The organism is Microbacterium sp. J1-1 (assembly GCF_024498615.1).
In the GTDB taxonomy this organism is placed as follows: domain Bacteria; phylum Actinomycetota; class Actinomycetes; order Actinomycetales; family Microbacteriaceae; genus Microbacterium; species Microbacterium aurugineum.
This window is the reverse complement of sequence record NZ_CP089590.1, coordinates 1216147-1237562: the sequence shown is the minus strand read 5'-3', so window position 1 is coordinate 1237562 and position 21416 is coordinate 1216147. Positions and strand designations below refer to the sequence as shown.

Sequence of the window (21416 nt, the reverse complement as noted above, 5' to 3'; positions counted from 1 at the left end):
AGTAGCGATCTCGTATGGCGCTACTCCCCTGATCATAGGAAAACGCATGCCGCGGCACCAGAGGTCTCTGTTCAGATAGTGAACTCCGGGCCTGCATCGCCATCGAGAGAAGCGGCGCCGAGCTGCAGGGACAGTCGCCGCGCCTCGCGCTGCAGCGTCGTGACGAGCGCGCGGTCGACCACGGCGCGGTCCGTGGGCAGGGAGATCGCCAAGGAAGCGGTGACCCCGGGCGCGATCACCGGCACGGCCACACACGTCGCGCCGATCGCGTACTCCTCCTGATCCACCGTCCACCCCGGGGAGTGCTCCAGCTGCGTCAAGAGGGTCCGGCGATCGCTGATCGTGCGCGGTGTGAGCTCCTCCAGGCGATGTCGCGACAGGTAGTCGAGCCTCTCGTCATCCGGGAGGTCCGCGAGGATCTGCTTGCCCAGCGCCGTCGCGTGGGCACTGGACTGCAAACCCACCCACAGCTCGACCCGCGGGTTGCGGACCGCATCGACGATGTCGACGAGGTGCATCTCACCGTCGTGGAAACGGGAGAGGTAGGCGGTGGCTCCCACGACCTCCGTCACGTCGCGAAGAGCCGCACGGACGCGTGCGAGGAAGACGCCCCGCGAATCGACCTGCTGCTGGAAGGCGGGGAATCGCGCACCGAGCACGAGCCCGTCCGGTTCGGCGTTCAGATAGCCCTCATGGACCAGGGTGCGCACGAGGTTGTAGGTCGTGCCCGGCGTCAGCCCCGTGATCGCCGCGAGCATCTTGGCAGGCAGCGGACGGGGAGAGTTCGCGACGATGTCGATCAACCGCAGAGCGCGCTGCACCGACCCGATGAGGGTGGGCTCCGCCTCCGCGGCGCTCAACGCTACGCGCCTCCTCCAGCTGTGCGACCGCCGAGCGCCCGCTCGTCGCGTTTGCCCGCGGCGTCCTGACGCAGCTCCTTGGGGAGGGAGAACATCAGATCCTCTTCGGCCGTCTTCACCTCTTCGACGTCACGGTAGCCGGCGTCGCCGATCGCGTCGAGGACTTCGCGCACGAGCACCTCGGGGACGGACGCCCCGCTGGTCACCCCGATGGTCTCGACCCCGTCGAGCCACTCCTGCTGGATCTCCTCGGCGTAGTCCACCCGGTACGCGGCCTTGGCGCCGTATTCGAGGGCCACCTCGACCAGGCGCACGCTGTTGGACGAGTTGGACGACCCGACGACGATCACCAGGTCGGCGCCCGCAGCGACCTTCTTGATGGCCACCTGGCGGTTCTGCGTGGCGTAGCAGATGTCATCGGACGGCGGATTGTGCAGTTCGGGGAAGCGCGTGCGCAGACGGTTGACCGTCTCCATGGTCTCGTCGACCGAGAGAGTCGTCTGCGAGAGCCAGACGACCTTGTTCGGATCCTTCACGACAACCGTGTCGGCCTCTTCGGGTGAGTTCACGACCGTGACGTGCTCGGGAGCCTCTCCCGCCGTACCCTCGACCTCTTCGTGCCCGTCATGGCCGATGAGCAGGATCTCGAAATCGTCCCGTGCGAAGCGCACGGCCTCACGGTGCACCTTGGTGACCAGGGGGCAGGTGGCGTCGATCGCGTGCAGGCCGCGGTCGGATGCTGCGTTCACGACCGCCGGGGAGACACCGTGGGCGCTGAACACGACGTGTGCGCCCTCGGGGACCTCGTCGACCTCTTCGACGAAGATCGCGCCCTTCTCCTCGAGTTCCGTCACCACGTGGATGTTGTGGACGATCTGCTTGCGCACGTACACAGGCGCTCCGTAGCGCTCCAGCGCCTTCTCGACGGCCACCACGGCGCGGTCGACACCGGCGCAATAGCCGCGCGGTGCGGCGAGCAGAACCCGCTTGCGTCCGACCACCGGGTTATCCTGAAGCCGCCCGGCCGCCGCCCGCACTCGAGGGAGACGGGGAATGGGAAGATGAACGGCAGTCGAAGTCACCCCTGAATTCTACCGCCGCACAGCTGTGCGGGGCCGGGGAGACTCCAGACGGGAGCGGGAGCGGATGACAGTCTTCGAAGCGACGACGGGACAGGGCGAGACTCCGCCCGCCGACTCCGTCGCCCCGCGCGACTCCACGGCCGACGCACCCACCTCGGTCACCCGCCTCAACTCGACCATCCGCGACTTCATCGCGCGCTGGAACACGGTCTGGGTCGAAGGGGAGATCACCTCCTGGAATGTGCGTGCCGGCAACGTCTTCGCGCGCCTGAAGGACACCCGGTCCGACGCCCAGATCTCGATCCGTGTGTGGTCGAGCGTTCGCGGGCGCATCCCCTCCGACATCGGCATCGGCGATCACGTCGTGGCCGCGGTGAAAGCCGACTACTTCGTCAAGGCAGGAGACTTCAGCTTCACAGTCTCGGCGATGAAGCACGTGGGCTTGGGCGATCAGCTCGAACGCCTCGAGAAGCTCCGCGTCCAGCTGCGCCAGGAGGGCCTGTTCGACCCCGCCCGCAAGCAGCGCCTGCCCTTCCTCCCCCACGTCATCGGGCTGATCACGGGTGAGCGGTCGGACGCCGAGAAGGACGTGCACCGCAACGCCGAGCTCCGCTGGCCCCAGGTCCGGTTCCGGACCGAATACGCCGCGGTGCAGGGCGACCGGTGCGTGCCGGACACCCTCGCCGCGCTCGCACGGCTCGACGCCGACCCGGACGTCGACGTGATCATCATCGCTCGGGGCGGCGGCGACCCGCAGACCCTCCTCGGCTTCAGCGACGAGCGACTCATCCGCGCCGTCGCCGCTGCCTCCACCCCGGTCGTCAGCGCGATCGGACACGAGAACGACCATCCCCTGCTCGACGACGTCGCCGACCTGCGCGCATCGACGCCGACCGATGCGGCGAAACGCGTCGTGCCGGACGTGGGTGAGCAACGTGCCCTCATCGCCCAGCTGCGCTCGCGCGCGACGACGCGCCTCACCCAGCGCCTCTCGCACGACATCGCGCAACTGGAGCAGCTCCGCTCGCGCCCTGTCCTGCGCTCCCCCGATCCGATCATCGACGCCCGCTCCCAAGAGCTGTGGCTGCTGCTCTCGCGCGGGCGCGACACCGTGACCCGGGAGATCGATTCCGCCGGTCGGCGGACCGGGGAGCTGCGTGCCTCCCTCCGCGCGCTCTCCCCCGCGGCCACGCTCGCGCGCGGTTACGCGATCGCCCACCTCGACGGCGGCGTGATTCTGCGCGACGCCGCCGATGCCCCGGCAGGCAGCGCCCTCACGATCACCGTCGATCGCGGCTCCGTCGCTGCGCGTTCGGAGGGCGAGATCCCGGAGTCCCCCTGAGCCGGAGCGCCACGCCCCACGACGTAGGATGGAGGAGTGAGCGCCCTCAACGACACCCCCGTGGACACGCTGTCGTTCGAGGCAGCCCGTGACGAGCTCGTCAAGGTCGTCGCCGAACTCGAACAGGGGTCACCGACCCTCGAGCACTCGCTCGCGCTCTGGGAGCGTGGCGAGGCGCTGGCCGCCCGGTGCGAGGAATGGCTCCTGGGCGCGAAGCGCCGTCTGGAAGAAGCCAGGGCCGCATCATCCACCACCGAGACCTCGGGCGCGGAGTCATGAGCAAGCAGACCAAGCAGCCGCCCATCATCGCGGAGCTGGGTCGCCCGGAGACGCCGGACGAGACCGCAGCGCGCAAAGCCGCCTCCAGCAAGGCGTATCGCTCGAGTCAGACGTTCCGGAACCTCATCGCAGCCCTCCTCGTGACGGTCGCCGTGGTCGCCGTGATCATCCTCGCCGTCCCCCGTGGTGAGCCGGTCGAGCCCGAGCCGATCGACGTCGCCGGCATCGCCGCGGGTGTGGAATCCACGATGGACAGCCCCGTGCTCGTTCCCGAACTGGGCGACTTCTGGCGGGCGAACAGCGCGAAGCTGCTCGGCGGTGCCACCGTCGTCTGGGAGGTCACGCTGGCCCCGTCCGCCGATGACGAACGCGGGTTCATCAAGGTCGCTCAGGCCTTCGACGCCGATGCGTCCTGGGCTCCGCAGCGCCTGAACGGCATCGCCCCCACGGACACGGTCCGCATCGGCGGCCTCGATTGGGACGTCTACGAGCCGGGCAACGCCGATTCGAACGCCAACGTCACCTACGCCATCGGCACCCAGGCCGGCGACGACTACATCCTGCTCTACGGCTCGCGCTCGCCCGATTCCACGGCAGAGCTCGCGGAGTCGCTGATCCCACAGATCCGTTCACTCTCGGAGGCCTCATGACGCACCCCTTGACTCCTTCCGCAGCCTGGCAGCAGATGCTGGACGGCAACCGTCGATTCGTCGCGGACGAGCCCCGGCACCCGAACCAGGACGTGGTACGGCGCAAGGATCTCGCCGCGGCGCAGCACCCCGTGGCGACGCTCTTCGGCTGCTCGGATTCCCGCCTGGCGGCCGAGATCATCTTCGACCTCGGTCTCGGCGACCTGTTCGTCGTGCGCAACGCCGGTCAGGTCATGGGCGAGTCGATCGTCGCGAGCCTCGAGTACGCGGTCGCCGTCCTCGAGGTTCCGCTGATCGTGGTCCTCGCGCACGATTCGTGCGGAGCGGTCCGCGCCGCGATCGACGGGACGGCGATCGATGCCGCTCCTCTCCCGCCGCACATCTGGAAGCTCGTCGCGCCGATCGTGCCCGCCGCGCGGAAGGTCCTCGCCGAGAGCGGCGGCGGCACGGTCGCCGACATCGACTCGGAGCTCGTCGGACGCGAGCACCTCCGCAACACCGTGAACGACCTGCTGCAGTCCTCCGAGATCATCAGCAACGCCGTCGCCGAAGGTCGTCTCGGCCTCGTCGGCGCGAACTACCGTCTGGCCGAGGGCACCGCGACGCCGGTGATCACGGTCGGCATCGACACCGAGGGGAACAGCCCCGTGACCAAGGAGGGTTCGGAATGACCGACAACGACCAGCGCAGCGGCGAGAGCTCGCAGGGCTACCGGATCGAGCACGACACCATGGGTGAGGTGCGGGTGCCCGTCAACGCGCTCTACGGGGCGCAGACGCAGCGGGCCGTGGAGAACTTCCCGATCTCGGGCAAGGGTCTGGAGTCGACGCAGATCGCCGCGCTCGCCCGGATCAAGAAAGCCGCCGCCCTTGCCAACAAGGAGCTGGGCACGCTCGACGGTGCCATCGCCGACGCGATCGCCCAGGCTGCCGACCAGGTGGCTTCGGGTGCCCACGACGGTGAGTTCCCGGTCGACACCTACCAGACCGGGTCCGGCACCTCGTCGAACATGAACATGAACGAGGTGCTGGCGACTCTCGCGACCCGCATCCTCGGTGCGACCGTGCATCCCAACGACCACGTGAACGCTTCCCAGTCGTCGAACGACGTGTTCCCGACCTCGGTGCACATCGCCGTGACTCAGGCGCTCATCGACACGCTCATCCCCGCGCTCGACCACCTCGCCGTCGCGCTGGAGGCGAAGGCGGAGCTGTGGAAGGACGCCGTCAAGTCCGGCCGCACGCACCTCATGGATGCGACGCCTGTGACCCTCGGCCAGGAGTTCGGCGGCTACGCCCGCCAGGTGCGCCTCGGCATCGAGCGCGTGCAGTCCGCCCTCCCCCGCGTCGCCGAGGTTCCCCTGGGCGGCACGGCTGTCGGCACCGGCATCAACACCCCGCTCGGCTTCCCGCAGAAGGTCATCGCGCTGCTCGCGTCTGAGACGGAGTTGCCGATCACCGAGGCGAAGGACCACTTCGAGGCACAGGCCAACCGCGATGGTCTGGTCGAGGCGTCCGGCGCGCTGCGCACGATCGCCGTCTCGCTCACGAAGATCAACAACGATCTCCGCTGGATGGGCTCCGGCCCCAACACGGGTCTCGGCGAACTGCACATCCCCGACCTGCAGCCCGGCTCCTCGATCATGCCTGGCAAGGTCAACCCCGTGGTCCCCGAGGCCGTCCTCATGGTGTGCGCCCGAGTGATCGGCAACGACGCGACCGTGGCCTGGGCCGGGGCCTCCGGGTCTTTCGAGCTCAACGTCGCGATCCCGGTCATGGGCACGGCGGTGCTCGAGTCCATCCGCCTGCTCTCGAACGCCTCCCGGGTGCTCGCCGACAAGACCATCGACGGCCTGCAGGCGAACGTCGAGCGTGCCGCCGCCTTCGCCGGCATGAGCCCGTCGATCGTCACCCCCCTCAACAAGCTCATCGGCTACGAGGCGGCGGCGAAGATCGCCAAGCACTCGGTCGCGAAGGGCATCACGGTGCGCGACGCCGTGATCGATCTCGGCTACGTCGAGCGGGGCGACCTCACCCTCGAGCAGCTCGACGAGAAGCTCGACCTCCTCTCGATGACCCACCCGGGCTGATCCGAGCGATTTCCGGATGCCGCGAGGACACGTTCCTCGCGGCATCCGTGGTTTGCGGACACCGTTTCGGGCTTCTGCTCCGGGGCTCCGGCCCTCCGTCCCTGGTTCCCGGTACGGGTGCATGAGCCGCCGTCACATGCATGAGCATCCGGCGCTGCTGGTCATGCATCTGCTCGCACCTCATGCAGGTGAGCGGAATTCACGCCCGCGCTCGCGCCAAGGCAGCCAGAACCGCGGCCGCGACCACGTCCCACGAGTGCAGGATCATCGCATAGTCGAAACGGAGCGTCTCGAAGCCGAGGTCGGAGGCCCTCGCGTCTCTTAAGAGATCTCGATGACGGTGCGCGGATCCGGCGTGGTTCTCGCGTCCGTCCGCTTCGAGGATGACCCGGCCCTCGATCACGAAGTCCACCCGCCCCACGCCGGTGATGGCGACCTGGACATGCACCTCGATGCCCATCAGGTGGAGCCGCAGCCGAATCAGGGACTCCAGACCGCTCTCGGCATCGGGGCGCGCGAAATCGACGAGCCAACGTGCTGTCAGTGGGAGCCGGGCGCGGATGCTCGCTCGCGCGGCAGCACTCAACATCCTCTTGTTCCACGCCGACTCGTACGCGGCGAAGAAGAACTCCGCTCCGTAGCAGGTGAAGGCGTGCACCAGCGCCACGTCGATCGGAGCGACGCCGAGATCCATACGACCGGGGGTGAAATGTGCGATGCAACCGCATGACGGCGGGTGATGTCGCCGACCGCCGACCCCCATCCAGACATGCACCTGGGTCGGCTCCTCCAGCGTCCACACATCTCTCGCACGCAGCGCACTCCCGCAGGTGAGGGCACCGCCGTGAGCCGCCGCCGTGATCGCCTGGTCGGACGCCTCCCCCGACGCGAACACTCCCGGTCGCACGCGGCTTATGCGGCCTGATCTGCACTCCGCGGAGAGCCGTGAACGCGAACACCCGAATCCCTGGAGCGTGGTTCCGCGCGCGACTCCCCCGAGGTGCTTGAGGATGAACACAACGTCGATCATCGAGTCATCCTCACCCCGGCGGACGACGCCTCTCGTCCACCATCCCGAGGGCGGTGGGACGCGGCGCGAGGTCGGCAACTGTGCAGGAAAGGACTCCGCGGAAGCACGAGCTCTTCGAGAGCTCAGACGCCGGAGGATCGCACACCCGCATGACCTCACTCAGGCGAACAGTCATGCATCCGGAAATCCGTCATGCAACCGTCCCTCCCCCACCCCCACCCGGTCCCCGCACACACGACAGCGGATGCCGCGGGGCAGTCCGCGCGGCATCCGCTGTCGCCCGTCGTCAGCTGAGCTCTCCACCCTCCAGGAGCTCGGTGACGAGGGCTGCGATCGCCGAACGCTCGGAGCGTGTCAGGGTCACATGCCCGAAGAGGTCATGTCCCTTCAGCGTCTCGATCACGCTGGCGATGCCGTCGTGCCGGCCGACGCGGAGGTTGTCGCGCTGGCCCACATCGTGGGTGAGGATGACTCGCGAGTTCTGGCCCATCCGGCTCAGCACCGTGAGGAGGACGTTGCGTTCGAGCGACTGCGCTTCATCGACGATCACGAATGCGTCGTGAAGGGAACGACCGCGGATGTGGGTGAGCGGCAGCACCTCCAGCAATCCGCGTTCGATGACCTCTTCGATGACGTTGCCGGAGACGACCGAGCCGAGCGTGTCGAACACCGCCTGCCCCCACGGTCCCATCTTCTCGCCCTGGTCCCCGGGGAGGTAGCCGAGCTCCTGCCCGCCCACGGCGAACAGCGGCCGGAACACGATGATCTTCTTCTGCTGCTGCCTCTCCAGCACCGCTTCGAGACCCGCGCACAGCGCGAGTGCCGATTTGCCGGTGCCGGCCCGACCGCCGAGAGAGACGATGCCGACTTCCTGGTCGAGGAGCAGGTCGATCGCGATCCGCTGTTCGGCCGAGCGACCGTGCATCCCGAAGATGTCGCGGTCGCCGCGCACCAGTCGGTATTCGCCGTCCCCGGTGACGCGTCCGAGCGCGGAGCCGCGTTCGGAGTGGATGATCAGGCCCGTGTTGACCGGAAGGCCCCGCGCCTCCTCGCTGATGCCGACCTCGCTCTCGTACAGGTCGCTGATGTCGTCGCCGGAGAGGTCGAGCGTCGAGATGCCGGTCCAGCCGGAGTCCACGGCCTGCTCGGCGAGGTACTCCTCGGCGCGCAGCCCCAGCGACGCCGCCTTCACGCGCATCGGGAGGTCCTTGGAGACGATCGTGACGTCCTGCCCGTCCTGCGCGAGGTGCATGGCGACGGACAGGATCCGCGTGTCGTTGTCGCTGAGCCGGATGCCTGCCGGGAGGACCGAGGAGTCGGTGTTCGCGAGCTCCACGCGAAGCGTGCCACCTTCACCGACCTCGACCGGGAAGTCCAGTCGCCCGTGCTCGATGCGCAGGTCGTCGAGGTGTCGCAGCGCCTGGCGTGCGAAGTACCCGATCTCCGGGTCGTGACGTTTGCCCTCGAGTTCTGTGATCACGACGACCGGAAGGACGACCGAGTGTTCGGCGAACCGGAAGAACGCCTGCGGATCACTCAGCAGGACCGAGGTGTCGAGGACATACGTCCGCAGATCCTGATCAGGCTCCGCGGATGATGCGCGTCTCGTCGTCTTACGGGTGGACTGCTGCGCGGTGCTGGTGGCCTGCTGCGCTGTACGTGTGGTCACGACCCACTCCCGACCCGGGGAATCCCGGCTATTCGAACGAGTCGACCAGGGGGTCACGAGTCGTCAACCTGAGGCCGACCCGACCGGGCGCCTTGCCCGATGCCTAGAACGTACGACCGTGAGCGCGCGTACCCGACACCGACACGCCAGTGGATTTCGTTACGTGCTGGTGAACGTCTCGTTGCCGAATGCGTGCAACGCCTCATCGAGGAGCTCGAAAGTGGCCGCATCGGTTCCCGCGTGCGGCGCGAGACGCACCGAGGAGCCGCGTGCCGTCACCACGAGACCGGCGTTCGCGAGAGCAGCGGCGAGACGCGCCGGTTCGTCCGGCTCGAGGGCGACGATACCCGCCCGCTCTCCCCGCTCCCGCGGCGAGCTCACCTCGATGCCGTGACGATCGGCGATCTCGATCACGGTGTCGACGTGCTCGGCGAGACGCGCCTCGATCGCGGCGACGCCGGCATCCCGCACATCCCGGACACCGATCGCGAGTCGGCCGGCGGCGAGCGTGTCCGGTTGACTGACCGTGTACGCCCGCGCCGATGCCGCCGGCGCCGGGAGCTCGTCGACGAACAATCCGGTCGCGGTGGTCCCGGTGATCCCGGAGAGCACGGGCGTGATCCGCTCCCGCGCTCGCGGCGAGAACCACGCGAAGGCACTGCCCCTCCCGGCGCGCAGCCACTTGTAGCCGTGGCCCACCACGACATCGGCCGGGCCGTAGTCGACGTCCATGATGCCGAAGGACTGGACGGCATCGACGATGAGCAGGCGATCGGGGCCGATGAGCTCACGAAGTGCCGCGAGATCCACCCGATAGCCCGTTCGGAAGTCGACGTGGCTCACGGCGAGCGCGACCACGTCGTCGTCCAGCGCCTCGGCGACGGCGTCGGTGGTCACGCGTCCGTCTGCGGGGGTGATCCATCGCGGCGTCACGGCGCGGTCCGACGCCGCTGCGGCCCGCTCGACGGTCAGACTGACACTGGGGAACTCCGCCGTACTCGCGATGACGGCGCCCTTGAGCCCGTACAGGGCGTGCATGAGCCCGTGGGTCGACGAGGGCTGGAGCGTGACGTCATCCGACTCGCCGCCGAGGAGTTCTGCGACGAGCTCCTGTGCCTGGCCGATCCGCTCGGCGACGAGCGACAGCGAAGACGGGCGGCCGCTGCCGAGAAGGTCGGCGTCGGCGAAGACCTCTTCGCGCACGGAGGGCGACAGCGGGCCGAAGGCGGCCCAGTTCAGATAGCCGGACTCATTGTCGAAGGTGTCGACGTAGTCCTGGAAAGTGCTCACTGCGTCATTGTGGCACGGCGCCGTGCATCGCGCGGACGGTCACCGGCCGTATCTGCGGTCGCGGTCGGCATAGTCGCGGATGGCACGGAGGAAGTCCACCTGCCGGAGATCGGGCCCCAGCGCTTCCACGAAGTAGAACTCGCTGTGCGCGCTCTGCCAGAGCAGGAAGTCGCTGAGCCGCTGCTCGCCGCTCGTCCGGATCACCAGATCGGGATCGGGCTGTCCTCCGGTGTAGAGGTGCTCGCCGATCATCTCCGGGGTGAGCTGGGCGGCGAGGTCTTCCAGCGTGCCGCCCGAGGCCTCGTGCTTGGTGATGATGCTCCGCACCGCGTCGACGATCTCGTTGCGTGAGCCGTACCCGACCGCGAGGTTCACGTGGAGTCCGCTGTGACCCTTCGTCCGCTCCTCCGCTTCTGCGAGCACGCGCGCGAGCTCCGGCGGCAGGAGGTCGGATCGTCCGACGTGCTTGACGCGCCAGTTCCCCTCCTGCGACAGAGCTTCCGCCAGCTCGGCGATGATCTCGATGAGGTCGGCGAGCTCGGCGGAGTCCCGCTTTCGCAGGTTGTCGCTGGAGAGCAGATACAGCGAGACGACACGCACGCCGAGTTCGTCACACCAGCCGAGGAACTCGTGCATCTTCGCCGCGCCCGCCCGATATCCCTCGGCAGGTGTGGCGTACCCGAGCTGACGCGCCCAGCGCCGGTTGCCGTCGATCATCATCGCGACATGATGCGGCACCGATGCAGGATCGAGATCGCGACGCAGCCGACTGGTGTAGAGCCGATACAGCGGTCCCCGCACCGGATTCTCGCGTGATATCACCCCGCTACACTATCGTGCCGACCTCTCGGCCACCGTGTGCGGATGCTGAGGATATGTGCCCTGCAGGGAATGCCACGCGGCTTAGAGTGAGCACGTGAGCACACCCGAGCAGTCCGGTCCCGATGTCCCCCAGCTGCCGCTTCTCGAAGCCGCCGCCGTGGATGCTGCGGTCGATATCAAGCCGACCTGGCGCGGCTGGATCCACGCCGCCACTTTCCCGGTGGCCATCGCCGCGGGCATCGTCCTGATCATCGTGGCCGACGGTGCCCCGGCGAAATGGGCGTCCGCCGTGTTCATGCTCACGTCGTTGCTGCTGTTCGGCAATTCCGCCCTCTACCACCGGTTCGACTGGTCCCCCCGGGTGAAGGTCGTCCTGAAGCGGATCGACCATGCCAACATCCTGCTGCTGATCGCCGGGACCTACACTCCCCTGGCGACACTGGCGCTGCCCCCGGACAAGGGCCTGCTGCTGCTCTGCGTGGTCTGGGGCGGAACTCTGGTGGGCATCCTCTTCCGCGTGTTCTGGATCAACGCCCCGCGCTGGCTCTACGTCGCCCTCTACCTGCTGCTCGGCTGGGCAGCGGTGATGTACATCGTCGACCTCATGAACGCGAACTTCGCGATGATGGTGCTGGTGATCGTCGGCGGCCTCCTCTACACGGGCGGCGCCGTCGTCTACGCGCTGAAGAGGCCCAATCCGTGGCCCGGCCATTTCGGCTTCCACGAGATCTTCCATGTGTGCACGGTGCTCGCGTTCCTCTGCCACTGGACCGCGTGTCTGCTCATCACCCTCGCCCCGCTGTCGCCCTCGCTGGGCGCGCCGTAGCCTCTGCGTGGTGCGGCTCCCCCATCCGCCACGCAGGGTCTCTCAGCGCGTCGGGGGGTGGTCGTCCCCGTCGCGGGTGCTCGTCCCATCGGGTGAGGGCGAATCCGGAGCGGACGTGCCGCCCTCCCCTGCGGCCGCGGCTCGCGCGGCTTCCTCGGCGTCGAGCTCTTCCCGCACCTCGTCGCGGTAACGGACCCGGCGGATGCGACGATTCATGTCCCAGATCAGCAAGATCACCGCGATCACGACGACGACGATCGCGGCGAAGCCGATGAAGCCCGGCGTGACGGCCTCCGGAGCCACGGTCATGGATGGCGTCGGCATCGGGGTCTCGGTCAGAGCGAGCATGAATCGGCCTTTCGTGCGCAGGTCGCATAACCTGGTAACACCAGCCTAACGACCGGGAAGACCCACCAGTGACGACCGCACAGCAGCTCGACGAACGCTATGGCCGAACGCGACGGCGTCGGCTGCCGTGGATCATCGGTGGCGCTGTCGCGCTCGTGGTCATCGGTGCCTTCAGCTGGATGACCGTATCGCAGTCGATCGCCTCGGTGGACGCCGACGACCTCGGCTTCACCCTCGTCGATGAGTACTCCGTCGATGTGAGCTTCCAGGTCACCGGCGTGCAGGGCAAGGACGTGGTGTGCGCCCTCGAAGCACTCGACGAGGAGTTCGGTGTGGTGGGCTGGAAGATCGTCGAGATCGCCGCCGGAGACAGCCACTCCCAGGCCGTCTCGGTCACCATCCCGACCGTCGCGCAGGCCACGACAGGTTTGGTGAACACCTGCTGGGTCGCTTAGACTCTTGCCAGACAGACGACGCCCCGGCACCGTGCCGGGGCGTCTTGGCATATCCCCCGCAGCATGTCGGTGGGATCCCGAAAGAAGGAGCTTCGCCATGTCCACCGATGCTCAGGTCCCCTTTCTCACGCAGGAGGCGTATGACCGGCTCGTCGCCGAGCTGGAGCACCTGTCGACCGTCGGTCGCGATGAGATCGCCAAGCGCATCGAGGCGGCCCGCGAAGAAGGCGACCTCAAGGAGAACGGCGGGTACCACGCCGCCAAAGACGAGCAGGGAAAGCAAGAAGCCCGCATCCGCACCCTCGAGGGCCTGTTGAAGACCGCCAAGGTCGGTGAAGCTCCGGCCAGCCGCGGGATCGTCGAGCCCGGCACCGTCGTCACGGCGCTCGTGGCCGGCGGCGAAGAGGTCTTCCTCCTCGGCAGCCGCGAGATCGCTTCCGGCGGCGACCTCGACGTCTACAGCGAGGCCAGCCCGCTGGGCCAGGCGATCCTCGGCCTCAAGGTCGGCGAGAAGTCGTCGTACGAGGCACCGAACGGACGCAGCATCGACGTCGAGATCGTGAACGTCGAGACCTACACGGGCTGACGCACCGTCGAAGAGCGCCCCCGCATCCTCTCGGACGCGGGGGCGCTTCTGCGTGGGGGGGCGCGGAGGATCCGGGCCCTCGTGCTCAATCCGGGACGAGGATGGGCGCGAACCCGGCGCGACGCAGCGTGTCGAGCGTGTGCTCCGAATGCTCGGGTCCCCGTGTCTCGACGCTGAGCTCCAGGATCACGTCGCTGATCTGGAGTCCGTGGCCGTGCCGCGTGTGCATGGCTTCGATGACGTTCGCCCCGGCTTCGGCGATGAGCTCCGACACTCGAGCGAGCTGCCCCGGCCGGTCGGGGAGCGGAATCCGGATCGTCAGGTACCGGCCGGAGGCCGCGAGGCCGTGAGAGACCACACGCTGCAACAGGAGCGGGTCGATGTTGCCGCCGGAGAGCACCGCCATCGTCGTTCCCGTTCCGGAGACCTTGCCGGCCAGGATCGCCGCCACACCTGCGGCACCGGCGGGTTCGACCACCACCTTCGCCTGCTCTAGCAGGATGAGGATAGCCCGCGCGAGATCATCGTCGGAGACGGTGACCACCTCATCGACGAGGTCTTTGATGATCTCGAACGGGACGGCTCCCGGACGGGCGACGAGGATGCCGTCGGCGATGGTCGGACGAGTGACGATGTCGACCGGCTCCCCCGCCGCGAGCGACGGCGGCACGGCGGCGGCGTTCTCCGCCTGGACACCGATGATGCGGACTGTCCGCCCGAGCTCGGCGGCTCGGGCCTTCACGGCCGCGGCGACACCCGCGATGAGACCGCCTCCCCCGATGCCGAGGACGACCGTGTCGACGTCCGGCGCATCCTCCAGCAGTTCAAGGCCGAGCGTTCCCTGTCCGATCACGACGTCGCGGTGGTCGAACGGGTGGATCAGCACGGCCCCGGTGCGCTCGGAGAATTCCGCCGCCAGTCGCAGCGAGGTCGCGACGGTCTCCCCCTCCAGCACGACCTCTGCGCCGTACCCGCGGGTGGCGAGGAGCTTGGGCACGGGAACGCCGAGCGGCATGAAGATCGTGGCCGGGATCCCGAGGGCCTGGGCGGCGAGGGCGACACCCTGGGCATGGTTGCCCGCGGAGGCGGCGACGACACCGCGGGAGCGCTCCTCAGCGCTCAGCCGCGACAGCCGGTACGCGGCGCCGCGGATCTTGAAGGAACCCGTGCGCTGAAGATTCTCCATCTTGAGCAGGACCGTGCTGCCGTGGATGTCCGACAGCGCTCGCGACGGCAGCGTCGGCGTGTGCGAGATCACCTCAGCCAGACTCTGAGCTGCGTGCTCGAACTCGGTCAGGCTGGGGACTTCGCTCATCGATTCCTCCGTCTCCGCTCGCGCGGTACTGTGCTCCAGATAAGGTCTCCGCTCGGGCCCGCGCCGGTGCGCCAGGATCCCGTGCTGATGGTCACCGCCGCGACGTTGACGAAAGCCGCCAACGGGACGGCGAAGAGGGCTCCGGGGATTCCCGCGATCATCGCGCCGCCCGCGACCACGAGGACGACGGCGAGAGGGTGCACCTTGACCGCCGAGCCCATCATGATCGGCTGCAGGATGTGCCCCTCGATCTGCTGGACGGCCAGCACGACCACGAGCATCCACAGCGCGATCCAGGGACCGTTGTAGACGAGCGCGAGGAAGACGGCGACGGCGCCGGTCACGACGGCACCGACGATCGGGATGAAGGAGCCGAGGAACACCAGGACGGCGACGGGAAGGGCGAGGGGCACCTGGAGCAGGAAGGCTCCGAGCCCGATGCCGATCGCATCGATGGTCGCCACGAACAACTGGGTGCGGGCGTAGTTCACGATCGTGGCCCAGCCGTTGCGCGCAGCTCCATCGACCGCCGGCCGTGCCTTGCGCGGGAAGATCTTGACCGTCCACCGCCAGATGCCCGCACCGTCGGCGAGCAGGCAGATGAGGATGAACAGCGACAGCAGTGCGCCGGTGGCGACGTGCCCGACGGTCGTGCCGATGGCGAGAGCGCCCGTCCAGAGGGCCTGGGTCTGCTCGGTGAGGAAATCGAGTCCCTGCTGCAGGTAGTCGGCGATCTGCGTGTCGGAGAGCTTCAGCGGACCTTCGTGAAGCCAGACCTGGAACTGATCGAACGCCTCGGTCGATCGCGCCTGGACGTCAGGGAGCTGAGCGCGCACCTGCCAGACCACCAGCCACATCAGCCCCGTGACGACGGCGGCTGTGCCGATGAGGGAGAGCGTGATCGCCAACCAGCGCGGGACGCCGTGACGCAGCATCCAGGAGAACGCCGGCCAGAGCAGAGCGGTGATGAGGATGCCGACCATGAGCGGGATGACCAGGAGCTTGAGCAGCATGACCAGCCAGATGAAGACGCCGATCGCCGCCGCGATGAGCAGCAGACGCCACGCGTAGCTCGCCGTGATCCGCAGTGGCAGCGGTACCGCCTCGTCGGCCTCGGTCGTCACGGTGCGGTCCGTGGAGACCGGGCGCGGACGGAAGAGATCTCGCAGCCGGGGTCGCTGATCCTCACTCATCGCCCAAGTCTACGGTCATGCCGTATGCCGTTGGACGCATCCTTCACCGCCGGGACCGCGATGTCGGACGCCGGCGATACGCTGACGACGTGACCGAATCCCTCAGCGCCACCCAGGCGCGCCGCATCGCGCTGGCCGCTCAGGGCTTCACGCGAGCACGACCCGCGTCGGTCGCTGCGCGCCACGTGCATCGGGTGATGGATCGTCTCGGCGTGCTGCAGATCGACTCCGTGAACGTGTTCGCGCGCTCCCACTACCTGCCGCTGTTCTCCCGTCTCGGCGACTACGACCCCACTCTCCTGGACCGGGTCTTCCTCTCCCGCACCACGCACTACGTGGAGTACCTGGCGCACGAGGCGACGTTCATCCCGATCGCGGACTGGCCGCTCTGGCGTTTTCGCATGGAGGACTTCCGTCGGCGTTGGGCGGACGAAGACTCCTGGCCGAGTCGCAACGCCCGCACCGTGGCGTGGGTGCAAGACGAACTGCGCTCCCGAGGTCCGCTGCGCCCCGCCGACCTCCGCGCGGACGCGCCCCGCGAACGAGGCACCTGGTGGGACTGGGACGAGGTCAAGCTGGCGCTCGAGCACCTCTGGCGCACAGGTGACGTCGCCGTCAGTGGGCGCAAGGGCTTCGAGCGGACGTACGCCCTTGCCGAGCAGGTCATCCCCGACCCGATCCGTTCGCAGGAGGTCTCGCGCGCCGACGCGATCCTCGAGCTGACGCGCCGTGCCGCCCGCTCGAGCGGCGTCGCGACGCAGTCCGACCTCGCCGACTACTACCGGATCCGCGATCGCGCGACCATCGCGCGATCGATCGCCGCGTTGGTCGACGAGGGCGAGCTGATCCCGGTGCACGTCCGCGGATGGGAACGAGGCGGACGCCCGCTCCCCGCCTGGCGACACCGTGACGCCGTGCTCCCTCGCAGAGTCGACGCGGCCGCCCTGCTGACTCCGTTCGATCCGGTGGTCTGGTTCCGCGAGCGCGCTCTTCGCATCTTCGACCTCGACTACCGGATCGAGATCTACGTGCCCGCCGAGAAGCGTCGGTTCGGCTACTACTCGCTCCCGGTCCTCGTGGGCGACCGCATCGTCGCGCGCGTCGATCTCAAGGCCGATCGCGCCACCTCCACCCTTCAGGTGCAGTCCGCCTGGTGGGAACCCCACGCCCGTCCCGAGGATGCCGATGCGATCGCCGCCGAACTGATGCTCGCCGCGCACTGGCAGGGTCTCGAGCACGTGTCGGTGTCGGGCTGGGGCGACGCCACCGCCGAGGTGCACGGCGCATTGGTCGGGGCCGGTGGCTCCGTCGGGCGGCACGCACATGTCAGGGAGGGCGCGACGTGAGTCGGGCTCGGTGGTGGATGATCGGCGGAGCCGCAGGAGTCGTGCTCGTGGCTGCCGCCGTCTGGATCTGGCAGTCGACCTCAGGTTCCCCGACGCCGGCGGATGCCGCCATCAGCTATCTCCGGGCGCTCGAATCCGGTGATCCCGATGCCGTCGAGGCGACGGGAGTCGACGTCTCCACCGAGGCTCTCACCGCGTTCGCCGCCGCGACCGGTGTCATCGAAGACGCCGCGGTGACATCTGCGAGCGACGACCGACGCGCCCGCGACGGTGAAGAAGCGACCGTGGGGATCTCGTTCGTGCTCGACGGTGAGGAACACACAGCAGAGCTGTCTCTGACGGCTGTCGGCGGACGCTGGACCGTCGACGCGTCCGGCCTGGGCACGGTGACACCCACGACCACGATCGGCTCCTTCGTCGCGGTCGGCGAGCAGGCCCTGCCCGCCGCAGAGAAGGCGTCCCTGCTCCCTGCCGCCTACTCCGTCGCCCCCGCGCCGGTCGCACTGCTCGACGGCCGCAGCGCGCTGGTGGTGCTCCCCGGCGAAGAGTCGGAGCTCGCCGTGGAGGCAACGCTCCGACCGGAGGCGACGGTCGCGGCGCAGAAGCAACTCGACGACTACCTCACGGCGTGCACGACGTCGTCGGACGCGGCACCCGAGGGGTGCGGAATCCGGATCCCGTGGGGCACCGAGTTTCGCGCGGTGTCGGAGTTCCGCTACCGCGTGGAAGAACTGCCGGATGTGACGCTCGACGGCACCGGGTTCCGCGCCGACGGCGGGGCACTCGTCGCCACGCTGGTCGGCACCGGTCAGGACGGCACGGCGCGCACCACGACGTACCGGACGGATTCCTGGGGCGTGCGCGGAGACGTGACCTTCACCGACGAGGGCCTGGTGCTGTCCGTCTGGTGAGTGCGCTCTCCGTCAGAACTGCACGCGAGGTCAGAACTGTACGCGAGGTCAGAACTGCACGCGAGGCGGCTCTGAGATCGCGCTGCTGTCGGCGACCTCGAAGAACTCGCGCTCGGTGAAGCCCAGCCCCTTCGCGAACAGGTTGTTCGGGAAAACCTTGATCTTGGTGTTGAGCTCGCGCACACCGCCGTTGTAGAACCGGCGCGCGGCTTGGATCTTGTCCTCGGTGTCGACGAGTGCCTGCTGCACCTGGAGGAAGTTGGTGCTGGCCTGCAACTGCGGGTATGCCTCGGCGACCGCGAACAGACTGCGCAGGGCCTGTTGCAGGTGCCCCTCCGCGATGCCCGCCTCGCCGGGTCCACCGGCCGAGAGCGTCTCGGCGCGCGCACGGGTGACGTTCTCGAAGACCGCCTTCTCATGGGAGGCGTAGCCCTTGACGGTCTCGATCAGGTTCGGGATGAGGTCGGCTCGTCGCTTCAACTGCACCGTGATCCCGCTCCACGCCTCATCGACGCGCACCTTGAGCTGCACCAACGAGTTGTACGTGGCCCACAGATAGATGCCGGCGAGCAGGATCACTCCGACAACGATCAGTACCGGCACGAGCCATTCCATCAGAGGCCCACCCTTCCTCGTGTTTCTCCCATCCTAGACGCGCACCCTGCACGTGGACTGGGCGCCGACGCACTCTCCACGGACGTCGGATCAGCTCCCGAGGACTCGCTCCAGGTAACGGTTCCCGAACCGGCGCTCCGGGTCGAGGCGGTCGCGCAACGCGACGAAGTCCTCGAAGCGCGGGTAGCGCAACCGCAGCGTCTCTTCGGTCAGCGTGTGGAGTTTGCCCCAGTGCGGACGACCGCCGAACTCGAGCATGATCTCCTCCACCGCGCCGAAGTACTCGGTCGGGTCAGCCCGCCAGTACCGGTGCACGGCGATGTACGCCGTCGCCCGCCCGTGCGCCGTCGACAGCCAGCGGTCGTCGCTCGCGGCGAAGCGCACCTCGATCGGGAACTCGATCCGCCACCCGCGTCGGGCGATGAGAGCACGCACCGCGTGGAACGCCGGCACCACGTTCTCTGCGGGGAGCGCATACTCCATCTCGCGGAACCGCACGGTGCGACTCTGGATCAGCACTCGGTGCGAGAGCTCGGTGTACTCGCGATTCCCCGTGAGCCTGACCGCGAGCCGGCTGAAGGGCGGGGTGATCGCGGGAACCGCTTGTCCCGCGGCACACACCACCCGATACACACCGTTGGACAGGAGCGTCTCGTCGATCCACCTCCCCACGACAGGGAGCGGATGGCGCACGGTCGACTCAGGCAGGCGGGTCTGACGCTTGGTCAGGGCGACATCGGTGTGGGGGAACCAGTAGAACTCGAAATGATCGGACGCCGCCACCCGCTCCTCGAGCGTCTCGAGCACATCGTCGAGCGGAGCCGGTTCATCGATCGCATGCATCACGAAGGCCGGCACGCACTGGAGCGTGACTTCGACGATGATCCCGAGCGCGCCGAGGCCGAGCGCGACGGCCGGGAGCAGCTCACTCTCGCGCTCGTCATCGATGCGGAGGAACTCGCCGTCCGCCGTGACCATCGTGACTCCGACGACCTGGGTCGCGAGCCCGCCGAACCCGGCGCCGGTGCCGTGGGTTCCGGTCGAGATGGCACCCGCGATCGACTGGCGGTCGATGTCCCCCAAGTTCTCCATCGCGAGCCCGAAGGGTGCGAGCAAGCGCGGGATCCGATGCAGCCGGGTTCCTGCGAGAAGCGTCACCCGGCCGGTTGCGGCATCCGCCGAGACGAGTCCCTGCAGATCGTCGAGCTCGAGCAGGACTCCCGGCGCCACGGCGATGCCCGTGAAACTGTGTCCGGCGCCCACCGCCTTGATGCTGAGCCCCTGCTTCACCGCAGCCAGAACCGCCCGCTGCACACCCTCCGGGCTGCGCGGACGCTCCACACGCACGGGCCGCACCGAGGCCGAGCGGCCCCAGTTCTGCCAGGATCCGCCGATTCTCGTCACAGGAACGCCTTTCCCTCGCCGCGATAGGTCGGCAACTCGTCAATGATCTCCTCACCCGAGACCAGGTGGTATCCGTCGATGCGCTCCGCCGGCTCCCCGCTCTTGGCGTGGCGGAACCAGACCCGATCCCCCACTCCGAGTGACCTGGCGGCAGGACCCTGCAGCGGTGTCTGCACCTCACCCGCCGCTTCGCGGGAGAGCGTGTGGAGTCCCTGCGGCCAGACGGCTCGCGGCTGGCGCGAGGCGACGGCGGGCCCGGAGGCGATCCATCCGCCGCCGAGCACGGTGGCGATGTCCGGGGCCGGGCGTCGGACGACGTCGAACGCGAATGCGGAAGCCGGCGCGGGACGGAAGGAGCGGTAGCCGTCGAACAGGTGTCCTCCGAGCAGGCCGCTGCCGGCGCTCGCCTCGGTGAGGGACTCATCGCTCCCGGTGAACTCGAGCGAACCCGTCCCCCCGCCGTTGAGGATCTCCAGAGACGCGATCGCTCCGACCGCGGCCACGATGTCCGCCCGACGCTCCCGCAGTTCGTTGCGGGAGCGCGCCTGCACCATCCGGATAAGGGGCGCGTCGGGGCCGGCGTCGTCGCCCTGCCCGGCGATCTGCGCGTCGTACATCTGCAGTCCGACCAGCCGGAAGCCCGGGCGCGCGATGACCTTTCGGGCGAAAGCAGCCACCTCTCCCGCCGAGAACAGAGCCGAGCGACGCACACCGATGTGTCCGAGGAGCGAGGAGCGCCACGAGGCGTCGACGTCGATCGCCACTCGGATCTCCGGACGGGATCCCGGTCCGGCGACACTGTCGATCACATCGAGGTGGACGAGGTCATCGACCATCAGCGTGATCCGCTGCGCCGCCTGCTCGTCGGCGAAGAGCTTCTCCAGCCCCGCGCGGTCCACGGTCGGGTAGCCGAGCATGATGTCGTCATGCGTCTCAGCGAGCCAGAGCGCCTCCTCGAGCGTGAACGCGAGGATGCCCCGGAACCCGGGGAGTTTCAGCACCGCATCGAGCACGGCACGCACACGCACCGACTTCGACGCCACGCGGATCGGAAGACCACCGGCGCGGACCAGGAGATCCATGGCGTTGTAGCGGAGCGCTTCCCGGTCGATCACCGCGACAGGCGCCGGCAGATGGCCCGTCACGGCGGAGAGGCGCGGCCAATAGCGGGCCGGATCCTCCCATTCGGGGGCGACCGCGAGCGCGCCGGGGGCCGGGCTCAGTTCGTCGATGAGGTCGAGCACTCCCCCACCCTACGGCCTCCTCGTACTCCGGATCACCCCCGACGGCACCGGGTCGCATCC

At 68.5% G+C, this 21416-nt stretch carries 22 protein-coding genes; 10 read left to right on the top strand and 12 right to left on the bottom strand.

Translation table 11 applies throughout. The features are described 5' to 3' along the window. Positions 1-71: 71 nt before the first annotated feature. Complete coding sequence (locus tag LRQ07_RS05845) at positions 72-860, bottom strand: IclR family transcriptional regulator (RefSeq protein WP_232762239.1); 789 nt, start codon at positions 858-860, stop codon at positions 72-74. A 2-nt stretch (positions 861-862) separates the two neighbouring features. Further along, a complete protein-coding gene (locus tag LRQ07_RS05840; protein ID WP_374199068.1) occupies positions 863-1915 on the bottom strand; it encodes a 4-hydroxy-3-methylbut-2-enyl diphosphate reductase in 1053 nt (350 codons plus the stop codon). A gap of 91 nt (positions 1916-2006) precedes the next feature. On the opposite strand from LRQ07_RS05840, the gene xseA reads away from it, so the two are divergent. From xseA to LRQ07_RS05815, 5 genes are read left to right on the top strand one after another with little or no spacing between them, the layout of a single operon-like run. Continuing rightward, positions 2007-3284, top strand: a complete 1278-nt coding sequence (gene xseA, locus LRQ07_RS05835) for an exodeoxyribonuclease VII large subunit (protein WP_256536106.1) — start codon at positions 2007-2009, stop codon at positions 3282-3284. Between the two features lie 36 nt (positions 3285-3320). Further along, on the top strand, positions 3321-3563 hold the full coding sequence (locus tag LRQ07_RS05830; RefSeq protein ID WP_047523214.1) for an exodeoxyribonuclease VII small subunit: 243 nt from the start codon (positions 3321-3323) through the stop codon (positions 3561-3563). Next, positions 3560-4213, top strand: a complete 654-nt coding sequence (locus LRQ07_RS05825; protein ID WP_248539998.1) for a DUF4245 family protein — start codon at positions 3560-3562, stop codon at positions 4211-4213. Before LRQ07_RS05830 ends, LRQ07_RS05825 begins: the two co-directional genes overlap by 4 nt. After that, the gene (locus LRQ07_RS05820; RefSeq protein ID WP_047523212.1) at positions 4210-4884 is read left to right on the top strand and encodes a carbonic anhydrase; all 675 of its coding nucleotides are present in this window, start codon (positions 4210-4212) and stop codon (positions 4882-4884) included. The genes LRQ07_RS05825 and LRQ07_RS05820 overlap by 4 nt, the downstream gene beginning before the upstream one ends. Continuing rightward, entirely contained in the window at positions 4881-6302 is a 1422-nt protein-coding gene (locus LRQ07_RS05815) for a class II fumarate hydratase (protein WP_047523211.1), read from the top strand. The genes LRQ07_RS05820 and LRQ07_RS05815 overlap by 4 nt, the downstream gene beginning before the upstream one ends. Before the next feature lie 199 nt (positions 6303-6501). On the opposite strand, the gene LRQ07_RS05810 is transcribed toward LRQ07_RS05815, so the two are convergent. The 4 genes from LRQ07_RS05810 to LRQ07_RS05795 form a co-directional block, all read right to left on the bottom strand. Further along, positions 6502-7332, bottom strand: a complete 831-nt coding sequence (locus LRQ07_RS05810; protein ID WP_256536105.1) for an endonuclease domain-containing protein — start codon at positions 7330-7332, stop codon at positions 6502-6504. 286 nt (positions 7333-7618) lie between these two features. Then, positions 7619-9001: a PhoH family protein gene (locus LRQ07_RS05805; RefSeq protein ID WP_131493506.1), complete on the bottom strand. Its 1383-nt coding sequence runs from the start codon at positions 8999-9001 to the stop codon at positions 7619-7621. 159 nt (positions 9002-9160) lie between these two features. Further along, on the bottom strand, positions 9161-10291 hold the full coding sequence (locus LRQ07_RS05800; protein WP_232762244.1) for an aminotransferase class V-fold PLP-dependent enzyme: 1131 nt from the start codon (positions 10289-10291) through the stop codon (positions 9161-9163). Between the two features lie 39 nt (positions 10292-10330). After that, a complete protein-coding gene (locus LRQ07_RS05795; protein ID WP_134353981.1) occupies positions 10331-11110 on the bottom strand; it encodes an isoprenyl transferase in 780 nt (259 codons plus the stop codon). 97 nt (positions 11111-11207) lie between these two features. Between LRQ07_RS05795 and trhA the strand changes: the two genes are divergently transcribed. Beyond that, positions 11208-11939 carry a PAQR family membrane homeostasis protein TrhA gene (trhA, locus tag LRQ07_RS05790; RefSeq protein WP_052193639.1) on the top strand — a complete coding sequence of 244 codons (732 nt, stop codon included), beginning with the start codon at positions 11208-11210 and terminating at the stop codon, positions 11937-11939. A 42-nt stretch (positions 11940-11981) separates the two neighbouring features. Here trhA and LRQ07_RS05785 read toward each other — a convergent pair whose 3' ends face one another. Further along, a complete protein-coding gene (locus LRQ07_RS05785; RefSeq protein ID WP_232762245.1) occupies positions 11982-12287 on the bottom strand; it encodes a hypothetical protein in 306 nt (101 codons plus the stop codon). Between the two features lie 68 nt (positions 12288-12355). Between LRQ07_RS05785 and LRQ07_RS05780 the strand changes: the two genes are divergently transcribed. Next, positions 12356-12742 carry a DUF4307 domain-containing protein gene (locus LRQ07_RS05780; protein WP_047523207.1) on the top strand — a complete coding sequence of 129 codons (387 nt, stop codon included), beginning with the start codon at positions 12356-12358 and terminating at the stop codon, positions 12740-12742. A 97-nt stretch (positions 12743-12839) separates the two neighbouring features. Beyond that, on the top strand, positions 12840-13328 hold the full coding sequence (greA, locus tag LRQ07_RS05775; protein WP_047523206.1) for a transcription elongation factor GreA: 489 nt from the start codon (positions 12840-12842) through the stop codon (positions 13326-13328). A gap of 85 nt (positions 13329-13413) precedes the next feature. Here greA and ilvA read toward each other — a convergent pair whose 3' ends face one another. Both ilvA and LRQ07_RS05765 read right to left on the bottom strand, forming a co-directional pair. Next, a complete protein-coding gene (gene ilvA, locus LRQ07_RS05770; RefSeq protein ID WP_047523205.1) occupies positions 13414-14643 on the bottom strand; it encodes a threonine ammonia-lyase in 1230 nt (409 codons plus the stop codon). Then, entirely contained in the window at positions 14640-15836 is a 1197-nt protein-coding gene (locus LRQ07_RS05765; RefSeq protein WP_131493498.1) for an AI-2E family transporter, read from the bottom strand. The genes ilvA and LRQ07_RS05765 overlap by 4 nt, the downstream gene beginning before the upstream one ends. Positions 15837-15925: 89 nt before the next feature. Here LRQ07_RS05765 and LRQ07_RS05760 point away from each other — a divergent pair, with 89 nt between their 5' ends. Beyond that, positions 15926-17182, top strand: a complete 1257-nt coding sequence (locus LRQ07_RS05760) for a winged helix-turn-helix domain-containing protein (RefSeq protein ID WP_256536104.1) — start codon at positions 15926-15928, stop codon at positions 17180-17182. Then, a complete protein-coding gene (locus LRQ07_RS05755) occupies positions 17179-18093 on the top strand; it encodes a hypothetical protein (protein ID WP_256536103.1) in 915 nt (304 codons plus the stop codon). Before LRQ07_RS05760 ends, LRQ07_RS05755 begins: the two co-directional genes overlap by 4 nt. A gap of 48 nt (positions 18094-18141) precedes the next feature. Here LRQ07_RS05755 and LRQ07_RS05750 read toward each other — a convergent pair whose 3' ends face one another. The 3 genes from LRQ07_RS05750 to LRQ07_RS05740 all read right to left on the bottom strand — a co-directional run bounded on the left by LRQ07_RS05750 (position 18142) and on the right by LRQ07_RS05740 (position 21356). Beyond that, positions 18142-18708, bottom strand: a complete 567-nt coding sequence (locus LRQ07_RS05750) for a LemA family protein (protein WP_029262976.1) — start codon at positions 18706-18708, stop codon at positions 18142-18144. Positions 18709-18798: 90 nt separating this feature from the next. Further along, positions 18799-20112, bottom strand: coding sequence for a D-arabinono-1,4-lactone oxidase (locus LRQ07_RS05745; RefSeq protein WP_256536102.1), 1314 nt, complete (start codon positions 20110-20112; stop codon positions 18799-18801). Continuing rightward, complete coding sequence (locus LRQ07_RS05740; protein WP_256536101.1) at positions 20109-21356, bottom strand: alanine racemase; 1248 nt, start codon at positions 21354-21356, stop codon at positions 20109-20111. The genes LRQ07_RS05745 and LRQ07_RS05740 overlap by 4 nt, the downstream gene beginning before the upstream one ends. Positions 21357-21416 lie beyond the last annotated feature (60 nt).